Below are 13,517 nucleotides of genomic sequence, written 5' to 3' on the forward strand. Positions count from 1 at the left end.
GCGTGCCGCACCGGTCACCAGGGCGCGACGGCCGCCAAGCGGGCGGGTCCAATCCTCGACCTGGCTGGCGCAGGTTTCAAGGCGCAGGACCTGGCCAGAAATGAACGCGCTCTTGGGCGAGAGGAAAAAACGCAGTGCACCTTCCAGTTGGTCTTCCAGTTGGTCTTCGGCACCTTCAGCGAGATACAGCAGCTGCGCGGTCGCACCGTTGCGCAGCTCTTTGGCCAGCGAGCGGCTGAAACCTTCGAGTGCACGTTGCGCGACACTGGCCAGTGGGTCGTCGAGGCTCTCCGGGGCGCGGCCGAGGATTACCACATGGGCGCAAGGCGCCAGGCTGCGCAGCAATGGCTGGAAGAATTCGCGCAACTGCTTCAATTCGTCGCTGTCGGACAGATGAGTGGCATCGAACACCACGGCCTTGAGCTTCGGCCCCAGGCCCGCGACCCAGGCCTGTGCCTGCAAGCCTTCGGCATTGAAGCTGTAGAGTTCGTCGGTGAGGCGCGGGGCGATGGCCTCGACCCTGCTGGTCAGTGGCCCGCCACCGATTACCAGGGCGCCCTCCACCGGGCGCAGGCGGCCGGCCTGCCAGCGCTCCAGCGGGGCCGGGTGTGGCAGGCCAAGGGCATCCACAAGGCGGCGGCCGAGGTTGGAGTTGGCAAAGCCGAGGTAGCGATCGCTCATGAGTGGGTCTCCCTGAAGGCAAGCTTGAAAGTGTGGACCAACTTTGTGGCAAGGTCGTTCGAATGCGGTAAAAACACCTAGGCTGTACGGTTTAAATTGTTTCAGGAGGAACATGCGCATGCGTTCACCTCGCCGGGTCGCGATCCTGGGCGGCAACCGAATCCCGTTCGCCCGCTCCAATGGCGCCTACGCCACCGCCAGCAACCAGGCGATGCTTACCGTCGCCCTCGAGGGCCTGATCGAGCGCTACCGCTTGCATGGGCTTCAGCTGGGCGAAGTGGTGGCAGGCGCGGTGCTCAAGCATTCGCGTGACATGAACCTGACCCGCGAATGCGTGCTCGGTTCACGCTTGTCGCCGCGCACACCGGCCTACGACATCCAGCAGGCCTGCGGCACGGGGCTGGAGGCTGCACTGCTGGTGGCCAACAAGATTGCCCTGGGGCAGATCGACAGCGGCATTGCGGGCGGCGTGGATACCACCTCCGATGCGCCCATTGCCGTCAACGAAGGGTTGCGCCACATCCTGCTGGAGGCCAACCGGGGCAAAAGCCTGGCTGAACGGCTCAAACCCTTTCTCAAGTTGCGCCCTGGCCACCTGAAACCTGAGTTACCCCGCAATGGCGAGCCGCGCACAGGCCTGTCGATGGGCGAGCATTGCGAGCGAATGGCGCAGGCCTGGCGGATCGAGCGCAGTGCACAGGACGAACTGACCTTGCTCAGCCACCAACGGTTGGCAGCTTCTTATGCCGAAGGTTGGCAGGATGACCTGCTCACGCCATTTCTGGCGTTGGGCCGTGACAACAACCTGCGCCCGGACCTGACCCTGGAACAACTGGCCACGCTCAAGCCAGCCTTCGACCGCAGCGGCCTGGGTACGCTCACGGCAGGCAATTCCACGCCGTTGACCGACGGTGCTTCGCTGGTGCTGCTGGGCAGCGAAGCATGGGCGCAGGAACAGGGGCTCTCGGTGCTGGCCTATCTGGTAGACGGCGAAACCGCTGCGGTGGATTTCGTCAACGGCCGCGAAGGCCTGTTGATGGCGCCGGTGTATGCGGTGCCGCGCTTGTTGGCGCGCAATGGCCTGACCCTGCAAGACTTTGACTACTACGAAATCCACGAAGCGTTCGCGGCCCAGGTGTTGTGTACGCTCAAGGCCTGGGAGGACGCGGACTATTGCCGTGAGCGGCTGGGGCTGGACGCAGCGCTTGGCGCGATCGATCGCAGCAAGCTCAACGTCAAGGGCAGTTCGTTGGCGGCGGGGCATCCGTTCGCGGCGACGGGTGGGCGGGTGCTGGCCAACCTGGCCAAGCTGCTGGCGACGGCAGGCAAGGGGCGGGGGTTGATCTCGATCTGTGCGGCGGGTGGGCAAGGGGTGACGGTCATCGTCGAGCGGTGATCTTGCGGGATGGCGCCACAGTCATCCCCCCAGCTGTTAGGCTTGTCCGATCAGAACTACAAGAAACCGCCATGCCGATCATCGGACACCCCCGGCCCATCCCCGCATTGGACCATCTGCCCAGGCCGCTGTATGCCCGCGCCGAAAGCCTCGGTGCCGGTTCCTGGACCACCCGCCATCAGCACGATTGGGTGCAGTTCTCCTACGCCATCAGCGGCGTGCTGGGTGTATACACCCGCGAAGGCAGCTATTTCGCGCCCCCCCAGTGGGGCGTGTGGGTGCCTGCGGATGCCGAACACGAGGTGGTGACATCGATGCAGGCCGAAATGCGCAGCCTGTACGTTCGCCGCGATGCCTGCCCGTGGGCACCGGAGCACTGCCGGGTGCTGGAGGTGACGCCGTTGGCGCGGGAGTTGATCAAGCAGTTCTGCCTGCTCCCGGCAGACTACCCGGAAGATGACAGCGCCGAGGCGCGATTGGTCGCGGTGCTGCTCGACCAGTTGCGCACGTTGCCCGAGGTGGGCTTCTCGTTGCCGCTGCCACGCCATCCAGGGTTGCTGGCACTGTGCAATGGCCTGATCGCGGCGCCAGACCAGCCACAGACCCTGCAGCAATGGGCGCAGCAACTGGCATGTTCGGAAAAGACGCTGATGCGGCTGTTTCAGCGGGAGACCGGGTTGAGTTTTCGCAACTGGCGGCAGCGTATGCGGCTGTTGTCATCGCTGGCGTTGCTGGAGGCGGGGGATAACGTGACGGAGGCGGCGTTGGGCTGCGGTTATGACTCGACCTCGGCTTACATCGCAGCGTTCAAGCAATTGTTCGGAGCGACGCCGGGGGAGCTGAAGTTTTAACCTCCAGCGCCCTGTACCGGCCTGGGTAAACCCCAGAGGCCGGTAACAGAGGCCGGTTGGCCGATCAGGTGCGGAAGCGTCGCACCAGTGCATCCAGTTCGTTGGACAGCCCTGCCAGGCTTTGCGAGTCCTGCCGCGCAGCCTGGGCAAGTTCGGCCACCAGTTGCGCATCGCCGTGGATCTGGCTGATGTGCCGGTTGATGTCCTCGGCTACCTGGTGCTGCTCTTCGGCCGCCGTGGCGATCTGCGTGTTCATGTCGCGAATCACATCCACCGACTCACGGATCTGGCCAAAGCTGTCGCGGGCCAGGCCAATGCGGCTGACCGATTGCTGCGACACTTCCAGGCTGGCGTGCATCTGCTCGGCGACTTCGGCAGTGCGGCTGGCCAGGTTGCCCAGCAGGCCGTCGATCTCGGCGGTGGAGTCGGCAGTACGCTTGGCCAGCGCCCGCACTTCATCGGCAACCACGGCGAAGCCGCGGCCCTGTTCACCGGCGCGGGCGGCCTCGATCGCGGCGTTGAGCGCCAGCAGGTTGGTTTGCTCGGCAATCGAGCGGATGGTGCCGAGGATCGACTGGATGGCGTTGCTGTCGCGCTCCAGTTGCTGGATCGACTGGGCCGATTGCTCGATTTCCTGGCTCAGGCGATCGACGCTGTGCACCGCCGCATCGATTTGCTGCTGGCCTTCACGGGCCTGCTGCTGGCCGCTGTCGGCCGACTGCGCCGCCTGGCTGCAGGAGCGGGCGACTTCGTTGGCGGTGGCGACCATTTCGTGGAAGGCAGTGGAAACCATGTCCACGGCTTCACGCTGGCGCCCGGCAGCCTCGGCCATGTCGTTGGACACCTGGGTCGAGCTGGTGGAGGTGCTGAGGATCTTGCTGGCCGCAGCGCCGATGTGCTGGATCAGGCTGCGAATCGCGCCGAGGAACTGGTTGAACCAGTTGGCCAGTTGGGCGGTTTCGTCACGGCCGCGTACTTCAAGGTTGCGGGTCAGGTCGCCTTCGCCCTGGGCAATGTCTTCCAGGCCGCTGGTAACGCTGTTGATCGGGCGCACGATCAGCTTGGCGAAGGCTGCACCGACCACGGCGAACAGTGCTGCCAGCACCAGTGCGATGGTGCCGATCAGCCAAGTCAGGCGGGTGGTGGTCTGCATCACCTCGCTCTGCTCGATCAGGCCGATGAAGGTCCAGCCCAGTTGTTCGTCGGGGTAGATGTTGGCCATGTAGCGCACGCCGTTCAGCTCGACCTCGACCAAGCCTTTACCTGCCTTGGCCAGGGCGGCATAGCCGTCGCCGAAGCTGCCCAGTTGCTTGAAGTTGTGGCTGGCATCACGTGGGTCGACCATCACGTTGCCGTTGTTTTCCACCAGCATCAGGTAGCCGCTTTCGCCCAGCTTGATCTGCTGGACGATCTGCGTCAGGCCTTTGAGCGAAACGTCGATGTTGACCACGCCGCCCGGGTTGCCAAGCTGGTTGGCCACGGCGCGCACGGTGCTCACCAGCACGGCGTCGTCGGCAGCCCAGTAGTAGGCGCCGGTACGCAGGGTCTTGCCTGGGTTGGCCATGGCCAACTGGTACCAGGGGCGAGGGCGCGGGTCGTAGTTGACGAACTTCTGCCCCGCCGGCCAGCCGACATAGCCGCCGTCACTCACACCGTAGGAAAGGTAGGCGTAACCCGGGTGCGAATCGGCCAGGCGGGTGAAGAATTCGAGCACTTGCTTGTCTTGATCGCCCAGTTCATATGACGGGTTGGCGCTCATGAACTTGTTCAGGTTGTTGCCCGTGGCCGCGATCATCGGTTGCGAGGCCAGGTATTCGACGTTCTGGTTGATGCCCTGGAAGAAGATGTTCATCGCGTTGCTGACCTGGCGAATTTCCCGGCTGCTGCTGTCGAGGAATCCATCGCGGGCTTCGCCGCGCAGGTTGAGGACCACCAAGGTGGCCACGAGAACGATGGGCAAGCCGGCGATGACCGCGAATGCCCAGGTCAGTTTCTGTTTGATGCTCATCGACGCTCCCGGAATTTTTATATTGTCGACACACGAGGCAGGTAGTTACTGCATCGGCAGCGCCCGGGATTAGATGAAGGCAAATGCCCGTATTTATTAGGGAATGTCGCAGCAGGCGATGATTCGGTCGTGTTTAGGCGAATATGGCATACCAAAGCCTCGCCGCGCGGCTCAGCGGCAACATTCGCTCACTTTGCCGTTGGCCAGATCCTTGAGGATCGGACAGTCCGGCCGCTCATCCCCTTGGCAGTGGGAAACCAGATCGCCGAGGGTATCGCGCAGGCTCACCAGCTCTTCGATGCGCCGGTTCAGCTCGTCGATATGCTGCATGGCCAGCGCCTTGACGTCGGCACTGGCGCGCTGGCGGTCTTGCCAGAGCGTCAGCAGTTTGCCGACCTCTTCCAGGGAAAACCCCAGATCGCGCGAGCGCTTGATGAACGCCAGGCTGTGCAGGTCTTCTGGCTGGTACAGGCGGTAGCCGCTGTCGCTGCGGGTGGCCGGCTTGAGCAGGCCGATGGACTCGTAATAGCGGATCATCTTGGTGCTGAGCCCGCTGCGGCGGGCGGCCTGGCCGATGTTCATGGAGCCTCCTGGGCGCTGCTGGTGGGTTTCCAGGTCTTCAGCCATAGCGCATTGCTGACCACACTGACGCTGGACAGGGCCATGGCGGCGCCGGCCAGTACCGGGTTGAGGTAACCCAGCGCGGCCAAGGGGATACCGACCAGGTTGTAGATGAACGCCCAGAACAGGTTCTGGCGGATCTTCGCGTAGGTCTTGCGGCTGATCTCCAGGGCTGCCGGTACCAGGCGGGGGTCACCGCGCATCAGGGTGATGCCGGCGGCCTGCATGGCCACGTCTGTGCCACCGCCCATGGCGATGCCGATGTCGGCCGCAGCAAGGGCCGGGGCATCGTTGATGCCGTCGCCTACCATTGCCACCACGCCGTCCTGTTTGAGCGCCGTCACGGTGGCGGCCTTGTCGGCTGGCAGCACTTCGGCGTACACGTCGTCGATGCCGAGGGCGTCGGCAACCACCTTGGCGCTGCCGCGGTTGTCGCCGGTCAGCAGGTGGCTGCTGATATGTTGGGCGTGCAGGGTATCGATAGCCTGCGCAGCACCCGGCTTGAGGCTGTCGCCGAAGGCGAACAGGCCCAGCACCCGGGGTTGTGCGCCGCGCTCCACAAGCCACGACAGCGTACGGCCTTCGGCTTCCCAGGCGTGGGCCTTGGCGGCCAGGCCACCGGGTTGCAGCATGCTTTCATCAAGCAGGCGGCGATTGCCCAGGGCCAGATCACGGCCTTCCACGTGCCCGGCGATACCCCGCCCGGTCAGCGACTGGCTGTCGACCACCGCAGGCACCTCCAACTGCTGCTCGGCGCACGCATCCAGCACGGCCTTGGCCAACGGGTGCTCACTGCCGCGCTGAAGGGCGCCGGCCAAGCGGTGCAGCTCGGCGGTGCTGCCGACCAGCGCCTGGCTGTGGACCACCCGGGGGCTGCCGGAGGTGAGGGTGCCGGTCTTGTCGAAGACCACCCGGTTGACCGCATGGGCACGCTCCAGGGCCTCGGCGTCCTTGATCAGGATGCCGTGGCGGGCGGCCACGCCGGTGCCGGCCATGATCGCCGCCGGCGTGGCCAGGCCGAGCGCACAGGGGCAGGCGATCACCAGCACGGCGACCGCGTTGATCAGCGCGGTTTCCAGCGGGGCGCCGGCCAGCCACCAGCCAATCAGGGTGACCAGCGCGATCACCAGCACGGCCGGGACAAAGACCTGGCTGACCCGGTCCACCAACTTCTGAATGGGCGCCTTGGCCGCCTGGGCATCTTCGACCAGGCGGATGATGCGAGCCAGCACGGTTTCAGTGCCCAGTGCCTGGGTGCGCACCAGCAGACGACCTTCGCCATTGATGGCGCCACCGGTGACGGGGTCGCCAGGTTGTTTGGGCACCGGCAGGCTCTCACCGCTGATCAGGGCCTCGTCGGCGTGGCTGCTGCCTTCCTCGACTTGGCCATCGACCGGGAACCGTTCACCGGGTTTGACCGCTACCAGGTCACCGAGCCGCAACTGGGCGATCGCCACATCTTCCTCACGGCCATCTATCACGCGCACCGCGCGTTCGGGGCGCAGGGCTTCAAGGGCGCGGATGGCGCTGGCGGTCTGGCGCTTGGCGCGGCTTTCGAGGTATTTGCCCAGCAAGACCAGGGCAATGACCACGGCCGAGGCTTCGAAGTACAGGTGTGGCGCCATACCGGCCGGGGCTTGTGCCCATTGGTACAGGCTCAGGCCGTAGCCGGCACTGGTGCCCAGGGCCACCAGCAGGTCCATGTTGCCGGCACCGGCACGCACGGCCTTCCAGGCCGCCACATAGAAGCGCGCACCGAGAATGAACTGCACGGGCGTTGCCAGCACAAACTGCGCCCAGGCGGGCAGCATCCAGTGCAGGCCGAAGGGCTGCACCAGCATCGGCAACACCAGCGGCAGGGCCAGCAGCAGGGCAGCAGCGACGGCCAGGCGTTCGTTGCGCAGGCGGCGCTGGGCATCGCCCTGCTCATCCTTGCCCGCATGCGGCAGGCTGGCGCTGTAGCCGGCCTTTTCCACGGTGTTGATCAAAAGACTGTCGTCGAGGGCCGCGAGCACCTCGAGGTGCGCGCGTTCGCTGGCCAGGTTGACGCTGACCTGCTCGACCCCGGGCAGTTTGCCGAGCGCGCGTTCGACACGGCCGACGCAGCTGGCGCAGGTCATGCCGCCGATCTGCAGCTCGACGGTGCGGGTGGGGACGCCGTAGCCGGCTTCGCGCACGGCGTCGAGCAAGGCCGGCAGGCTGCTGGCCGGGGCCTGGACCCGGGCCTGTTCGGTGGCAAGGTTGACGCTGACCTGTTCAGCGCCGTCGACCTTGCGCAGGGCGCGCTCGACCCGGCCGGCACAGCTGGCGCAGGTCATGCCGGAAATCGGCAGGTCGAACGTGGTGGATGCGGGCATGGCTGTCCTCCTTGGATTGGCCTCCAGCATCAACCTTGCCACGTAGGCAAGGTCAATAGCCGAGGCCGGCGCGCTTCAATTCCAGCCCATTGTGGCCCATGGCAATCCGGTATTTGTTGATCTGGCCCGCCTGCAGGTTCAAACGCGTGCTGCGCTGGTCTTCGATACCCGCAGCGCAACCGGGCGCTTGCCCTGGCAGTAGGCGCAGGCGCACATCCACTGGGCCGGGTGGCAGGTTGAAGGAGGTGGACTGCTCCTGGAACATGCGCCCGGAAAGCTGGTCGTTGAGGTAGACGCCAATTTCGCAACTGGTGGCCACTTCCAGGCGCTCCCGGGAGATGATCAATACGCTGTAGTCCGAGTTGCCCTCGGCGCTGGCCGGTGGCACCGCAGCCAGCGCGCTCAAAAGCCCGACGACGCCCAATGCTGCCCTGAACATGAAAAATCTCCTGCTTGCCTGATCGTCAAAGGCGCAGCTTGGCCGACGTGAGCGCGGATTTCCAGCCCGGGCGCTTGCAAGGGCTTGACCTTGACCCGATGGCAAGCTTGAAACTGCGTCAAAACCTGAAGGAGGTAACCCCCATGCAAGTGTTCAATGTACAAGGCATGACCTGTGGCCATTGTGTCAAAGCGGTGACCCGGGCAGTGCAGGCGCAAGATGCCGCGGCTCAGGTCGAGGTCGACCTGGCGGGCAAGCAGGTGCGGGTGCAGAGTGGGAAGGCGGTGGAGCAGATCCTCGCAGCGATCCGTGACGAGGGTTATCAAGCCGAAGTGGCCTGATGCCAACGGGCGCTTGGCGCCCTTTTGTTGCAAATGTTTTCATGCTGATGGAGCCCTTAGCAGGTAGACTTATGCACTTGCTTAGCCTGCTATGGATTCCTGATGAACCTGCGAATGGTGCTGATCCTGGGCGCATTGAGTGCGTTCGGGCCTTTGGCGATCGACTTTTACCTGCCCGCCTTCCCGGCCATGGCGCAGGCTTTCGCCACCGATGAAAAACACGTCCAGACCACCTTGGCCGCCTACTTCCTTGGCCTGTCCATCGGCCAGTTGGCCTATGGCCCGGTGGCCGACCGCTTCGGGCGGCGCAAGCCTCTGCTGTTTGGTGTGACACTGTTTACCCTGGCCTCGCTGGCGTGCGCCTATGCCCCCAACCTCGATACCCTGGTGTTGGCGCGGTTCGTCCAGGCGCTGGGCGGCTGCGCCGGGATGGTGCTGTCGCGGGCGATCGTCAGTGACAAGTGCGACCCGGTGGCGTCGGCCAAAGTGTTTTCGCAACTGATGCTGGTGATGGGCCTGGCGCCGATCCTCGCGCCGATGCTGGGCGGGGTGTTGGTGAACCTGGCGGGCTGGCAGTCGATCTTCCTGGTGCTGAGCCTGTTCAGTGCCGCCTGCCTGCTGGCGGTCAGCCTGGGCCTGCCGGAAAGCCTGCCGGCGGACATGCCGCGCCAACCGCTGTCGGGGGCGTTGCGCCAGTACCTGCGCCTGCTCAATGACCGGGTGTTCCTCGGCCATGCCTTGACCGGTGGTATTGCCATTGCCGGTATGTTTGCCTACATCGCCGGCTCGCCTTTCGTCTTCATCAAGCTGTATGGCGTGCCTGCCGAGCATTACGGCTGGTTGTTCGGCACCAATGCGGCGGGCTTTATCCTCGTGGCGCAGGTCAATGCACGCTTGCTGGCCAAGCGTGGCCCGGCCTTTTTGCTGGTGCGCGCAGTGTGGATGTACCTGGCCGCAGGTTTGCTGTTGCTTGGCGTTGCCGCGCTGCGGCCGAGCCAATTGTGGCCGCTGCTGGTGCCGTTGTTCGTGTGCATCGCAAGCCTGGGCTGCATCATCCCCAATGCCTCGGCCTGTGCCATGAGCGGGCAGGGTGCACGGGCAGGCAGCGCCTCGGCATTGATGGGCTGCCTGCAGTTCAGCGTCGCCGCAGGCGCAGCGGCATTGGTCGGGTTGTTGCACGATGGCAGTGCGGTGCCGATGACACTGGTGATCAGCCTGTGCGGGGCACTGGTGGTCAGTGTCGCGCTGCTGACCCGGCGCTTGCAGGCCAGGCGGCCTGCGTAAGCGGGTGGGGCGCCTGCAGGCGGGTTTCCAAGGTGGCGACGAAGGCACGCGCTTCGGCCTCGCTGCGGAAACTGACCACGTGTTGGTCGAGCTGAACCTGCCAGGGGCAGATCGGGTTGCGGCTCGACGCACTGACGACAATTTTCATCGCGGCATACCTCCAATGGGGTTGAGAGCGGATGAAGTGTAGCGCTGTGCCCTGTGCATGCCATGACCGGTATCTGCGTTCTGACTGACGGTCAGTGGCGCTGTTATTTCCCACATTACTTCATGCTGCCCGGGTGTAATGCCTGGAAGCATGTAGAAGCTTCGCTTTTGTTTGCGCTATTTATGGTAGCCCGCTGTCGGTCGCATCCGAATGTACTCCGGGCGATTATTCCTCATGCGCTGTCTGTGCCCCGCAAAGTTCTGGGGCATTGTTCATCTGCGCGGTTTCGGCGCGTTCCACGAACCTGCACATCATCTCGCATGGGTAGGCATACCCAATGGACTTCAGACAGGCGGGCCGCATCCGCTGGCTGCCTGAGTGGGGTTTTCTGCGGCTTATACTGGCCCCCAGAGCCAGTGTCAGCGAGAGGGGTTTCCCTGTCGGTGCTGGCAATTATCAGGCAGGCGATCCGCGTTGCCAGGGTTGGCCATTGCATCCACATGTGAACGTGCAGGGAGTTACAGGGATATGAACGCAGTCAGCAGTATCAGCCAGATCGCCAGCCTGATGGCCGACCCCAAGCGCAGTGCCATGCTCTGGGCGTTGATCGACGGCACGCCGCGCCTGGCGAACGAACTCGCGATGATGACCGGGTTGACGTCATCCTCCGCTTGCGCCCACCTTTCGTTGCTGTCTTCGGCCGGTTTGCTCAGGCACGAAGCGCGCGGGCGTAAACGCTACTTCCGCTTGGCGACCCCGCAGGTGGGGGCTGCGGTGGAGGCATTGGCCAGCGTGCAGTTGTGCAGCGCCAAAGCGCACCCGCCCGAGGCGACTGCCACGCAACTGCCCATGTCGCTACGCAGGGCGCGGCGTTGCGGGGACCATCTGGGTGGGGAGCTTGCCGGCGAGTTGTACCACCGCCTGGTGGCGGCCGGCTGGCTGGAGGGCACCGACCGTCAACTGGTGGTCAGTGAGCGAGGGCGGGCCGAGCTGGCGCTGGTGGGCGTTTACATCGACGCCCTGGCGCCACACCAGCAACGGGGTTGCGTGATCTGCCGCTGCACCGACTGGAACAACCAGGGCCCTCACCTGGGGGGCGTGCTCGGGCAGGCCCTGTTCAGGCTGTTTCTTCAGTCTGGCTGGATGCGCGAGTCCGAGGATACGCGGGCATTGCATATCTCGGCGCTGGGCATCCAGCACATCAATCGCATTGCCCGCGTCACGACGTTGCAGGTCGGCTGACCGCAACGCCACCCGCCAATCAGACCAGCCGCGCGTCCAGGCTGTTTTGCGCCAGGCGGCGGGCCTGGTCTTCGGTCATGCCCAGGTGAGTGTGCAGGGCATGGAAGTTTTCGGTGACGTAGCCGCCGAAGTAGGCAGGGTCGTCCGAGTTGACCGTGACCTTCACCCCACGTTCGAGCATGTCCAGGATGTTGTGCTGGCGCATGTGGTCGAACACGCAGAGCTTGGTGTTTGACAGGGGGCAGACGGTCAGGGGGATCTGCTCGTCGATGATGCGTTGCATCAGGCGCTCGTCTTCGATGGCGCGCACGCCATGGTCGATGCGTTTGATCTTCAACAGGTCCAGGGCTTCCCAGATGTATTCGGGCGGGCCTTCTTCACCGGCGTGGGCAACGGCGACGAAGCCTTCGCTGCGGGCGCGGTCGAACACACGCTGGAACTTGCTAGGCGGGTGGCCCATTTCAGAGCTGTCCAGGCCTACGGCGATGAACGCATCGCGGAAGGGCAGGGCCTGGTCGAGTGTCTTGTGCGCTTCTTCTTCGCTGAGGTGGCGCAGGAAGCTCAAGATCAGGCCACTGCTGATGCCCAGCTGGTCACGGCCATCCTTGAGGGCCTGGTTGATGCCGTTGAGCACCACTTCGAAAGGGATACCGCGGTCGGTATGGGTTTGCGGGTCGAAGAAGGGTTCGGTGTGGATGACGTTCTGCGCCTTGCAGCGTTGCAGGTAGGCCCAGGTCAGGTCGTAGAAGTCCTGCTCGGTACGCAATACATCCGCGCCTTGGTAATAGAGGTCGAGGAATTCCTGCAGGTTGTTGAAGGCATAGGCGCCACGCAGTGCCTCTACATCGGCCCAGGGCAGGGCGATCTTGTTGCGCTCGGCCAGGGCAAACAGCAGCTCGGGCTCAAGCGAGCCCTCCAGGTGCAGGTGCAGTTCGGCCTTGGGCAGGGCGTTCAACCAGTCATACATAGGTGGTTATCTCGATCAGGTTCGGTTGCCGCCATTCTACAGGGCCTGGCCAGGCAATGCGCCCGGCCAGGCCCTGTGTTGGCTCAACCGGCGATCAGTTGCGCGGCTGCCTGGCGGTGGTCGGCGATCAGGCCCTGGATATCCAGGCCTTCGATCTGGCCGTCGACCACCCGCCACTGGCCACCGACCATGACCCGGTCGGCGCGGTCGGCTCCGCACAGCAGCAGCGCCGACAGCGGGTCATGGCTGCCCGAGAAGCGCAGCTCGTCGAGTTTGAACATTGCCAGGTCGGCTTGCTTGCCAACGGCCAGCTCACCAATGTCCTGGCGCCCGAGCAGGCGTGCCGAACCCCGTGTCGCCCAACCCAGGGCACGCTCCGGGGTGATCTGCTCGGCGCCATAGCGCAGGCGCTGCAAATACAGGGCCTGACGGGCTTCGAGGATCATGTTGGAGGCATCGTTGGAGGCCGACCCGTCGACGCCCAGGCCCAGCGGGGCGCCGGCGGCTTCAAGGTCCACGGTCGGGCAGATGCCCGAGGCCAGGCGCATGTTCGAGCTCGGGCAGTGACAGATGCCGGTGCCGGCCGCGCCCAGGCGGGCGATTTCGTCGACATTGAAGTGAATGCCGTGAGCCAGCCAGGTGCGTGGGCCGAGCCAGCCGACGCTGTCCAGGTAGTCCACTGTGCGCAGGCCGAAGCGTTGCAGGCAGAAGTCTTCCTCATCGAGGGTTTCCGCCAGGTGGGTGTGCAGGCGCACGTCCAGTTCTTCGGCGAGCGTGGCACTGGCCCGCATGATTTCAGGCGTGACCGAGAAGGGCGAGCAGGGCGCCAGGGCAATCTGGATCTGCGCACCGTCACCGCGCTCATGGTAGCTGTGGATAAGCCGCTGGCTGTCGGCAAGGATCACCTCGCCCTGTTGCACCGTTTGCTGCGGGGGCAGGCCGCCGTCGTCTTCGCCCAGGCTCATCGAGCCGCGGGTCAGCATCGCGCGCATGCCCAGCTGGCGCACCACGTCGACTTGCACGTCGATGGCGTTGTCCAGGCCTTGGGGGAACAGGTAATGGTGATCGGCGGCGGTCGTGCAACCCGACAGCAGCAGTTCGGCCAGTGCTACCTGGCTGGCCAGCGCCAGTTTCGCGGGGGTCAGGCGTGCCCACACCGGGTACAGCGTCTTCAACCAGGGG

At 64.7% G+C, this 13,517-nt stretch carries 12 protein-coding genes and 2 pseudogenes; 5 read left to right on the forward strand and 9 right to left on the reverse strand.

Annotation, left to right across the window (positions count from 1 at the left end; genetic code table 11):
- A pseudogene (locus NP534_RS21405) lies at nt 1–681 on the reverse strand (3-oxoacyl-ACP reductase); the annotation flags it as partial.
- 118 nt (nt 682–799) lie between these two features.
- Between NP534_RS21405 and NP534_RS21410 the strand changes: the two are divergent.
- On the forward strand, nt 800–2,077 hold the full coding sequence (locus tag NP534_RS21410) for an acetyl-CoA C-acetyltransferase (RefSeq protein WP_274100027.1): 1,278 nt from the start codon (nt 800–802) through the stop codon (nt 2,075–2,077).
- A gap of 71 nt (nt 2,078–2,148) precedes the next feature.
- Nucleotides 2,149–2,928 (forward strand): AraC family transcriptional regulator, encoded by a 780-nt coding sequence (locus NP534_RS21415; protein WP_274100028.1) that lies wholly within the window; start codon nt 2,149–2,151, stop codon nt 2,926–2,928.
- Nucleotides 2,929–2,992: 64 nt separating this feature from the next.
- Here the strand turns inward: NP534_RS21415 and NP534_RS26860 are convergent, their stop codons facing one another.
- From NP534_RS26860 to NP534_RS21435, 5 genes and pseudogenes are all read right to left on the reverse strand, one after another.
- Complete coding sequence (locus tag NP534_RS26860; RefSeq protein WP_371921802.1) at nt 2,993–3,760, reverse strand: methyl-accepting chemotaxis protein; 768 nt, start codon at nt 3,758–3,760, stop codon at nt 2,993–2,995.
- Between the two features lie 90 nt (nt 3,761–3,850).
- Nucleotides 3,851–4,936 (reverse strand): annotated as a pseudogene (locus tag NP534_RS26865) (HAMP domain-containing protein); the annotation flags it as partial.
- 171 nt (nt 4,937–5,107) lie between these two features.
- Nucleotides 5,108–5,518, reverse strand: coding sequence for a Cu(I)-responsive transcriptional regulator (gene cueR, locus NP534_RS21425; protein ID WP_033703368.1), 411 nt, complete (start codon nt 5,516–5,518; stop codon nt 5,108–5,110).
- Nucleotides 5,515–7,914 carry a heavy metal translocating P-type ATPase gene (locus NP534_RS21430; RefSeq protein WP_274100029.1) on the reverse strand — a complete coding sequence of 800 codons (2,400 nt, stop codon included), beginning with the start codon at nt 7,912–7,914 and terminating at the stop codon, nt 5,515–5,517. Before NP534_RS21430 ends, cueR begins: the two co-directional genes overlap by 4 nt.
- Nucleotides 7,915–7,966: 52 nt before the next feature.
- Entirely contained in the window at nt 7,967–8,353 is a 387-nt protein-coding gene (locus NP534_RS21435) for a hypothetical protein (RefSeq protein WP_274100030.1), read from the reverse strand.
- Between the two features lie 143 nt (nt 8,354–8,496).
- Between NP534_RS21435 and NP534_RS21440 the strand changes: the two genes are divergently transcribed.
- Both NP534_RS21440 and NP534_RS21445 read left to right on the forward strand, forming a co-directional pair.
- Nucleotides 8,497–8,694 carry a heavy-metal-associated domain-containing protein gene (locus tag NP534_RS21440; protein ID WP_274100031.1) on the forward strand — a complete coding sequence of 66 codons (198 nt, stop codon included), beginning with the start codon at nt 8,497–8,499 and terminating at the stop codon, nt 8,692–8,694.
- Between the two features lie 102 nt (nt 8,695–8,796).
- On the forward strand, nt 8,797–9,978 hold the full coding sequence (locus NP534_RS21445; RefSeq protein WP_033703364.1) for a multidrug effflux MFS transporter: 1,182 nt from the start codon (nt 8,797–8,799) through the stop codon (nt 9,976–9,978).
- On the opposite strand, the gene NP534_RS21450 is transcribed toward NP534_RS21445, so the two are convergent.
- On the reverse strand, nt 9,929–10,126 hold the full coding sequence (locus NP534_RS21450) for a hypothetical protein (protein WP_033703362.1): 198 nt from the start codon (nt 10,124–10,126) through the stop codon (nt 9,929–9,931). The genes NP534_RS21445 and NP534_RS21450 overlap by 50 nt on opposite strands.
- Nucleotides 10,127–10,654: 528 nt before the next feature.
- Here NP534_RS21450 and NP534_RS21455 point away from each other — a divergent pair.
- Nucleotides 10,655–11,368: an ArsR/SmtB family transcription factor gene (locus NP534_RS21455; protein WP_033703360.1), complete on the forward strand. Its 714-nt coding sequence runs from the start codon at nt 10,655–10,657 to the stop codon at nt 11,366–11,368.
- A 19-nt stretch (nt 11,369–11,387) separates the two neighbouring features.
- On the opposite strand, the gene NP534_RS21460 is transcribed toward NP534_RS21455, so the two are convergent.
- Both NP534_RS21460 and NP534_RS21465 read right to left on the reverse strand, forming a co-directional pair.
- The gene (locus tag NP534_RS21460; protein WP_186660710.1) at nt 11,388–12,335 is read right to left on the reverse strand and encodes an adenosine deaminase; all 948 of its coding nucleotides are present in this window, start codon (nt 12,333–12,335) and stop codon (nt 11,388–11,390) included.
- Nucleotides 12,336–12,418: 83 nt separating this feature from the next.
- A partial coding sequence (locus tag NP534_RS21465; RefSeq protein ID WP_274100032.1) for an 8-oxoguanine deaminase occupies nt 12,419–13,517 on the reverse strand: 1,099 nt, incomplete at its 5' end.

Source organism: Pseudomonas sp. 39004 (genome assembly GCF_028682155.1).
Taxonomy (GTDB): Bacteria; Pseudomonadota; Gammaproteobacteria; order Pseudomonadales; family Pseudomonadaceae; genus Aquipseudomonas; species Aquipseudomonas capeferrum.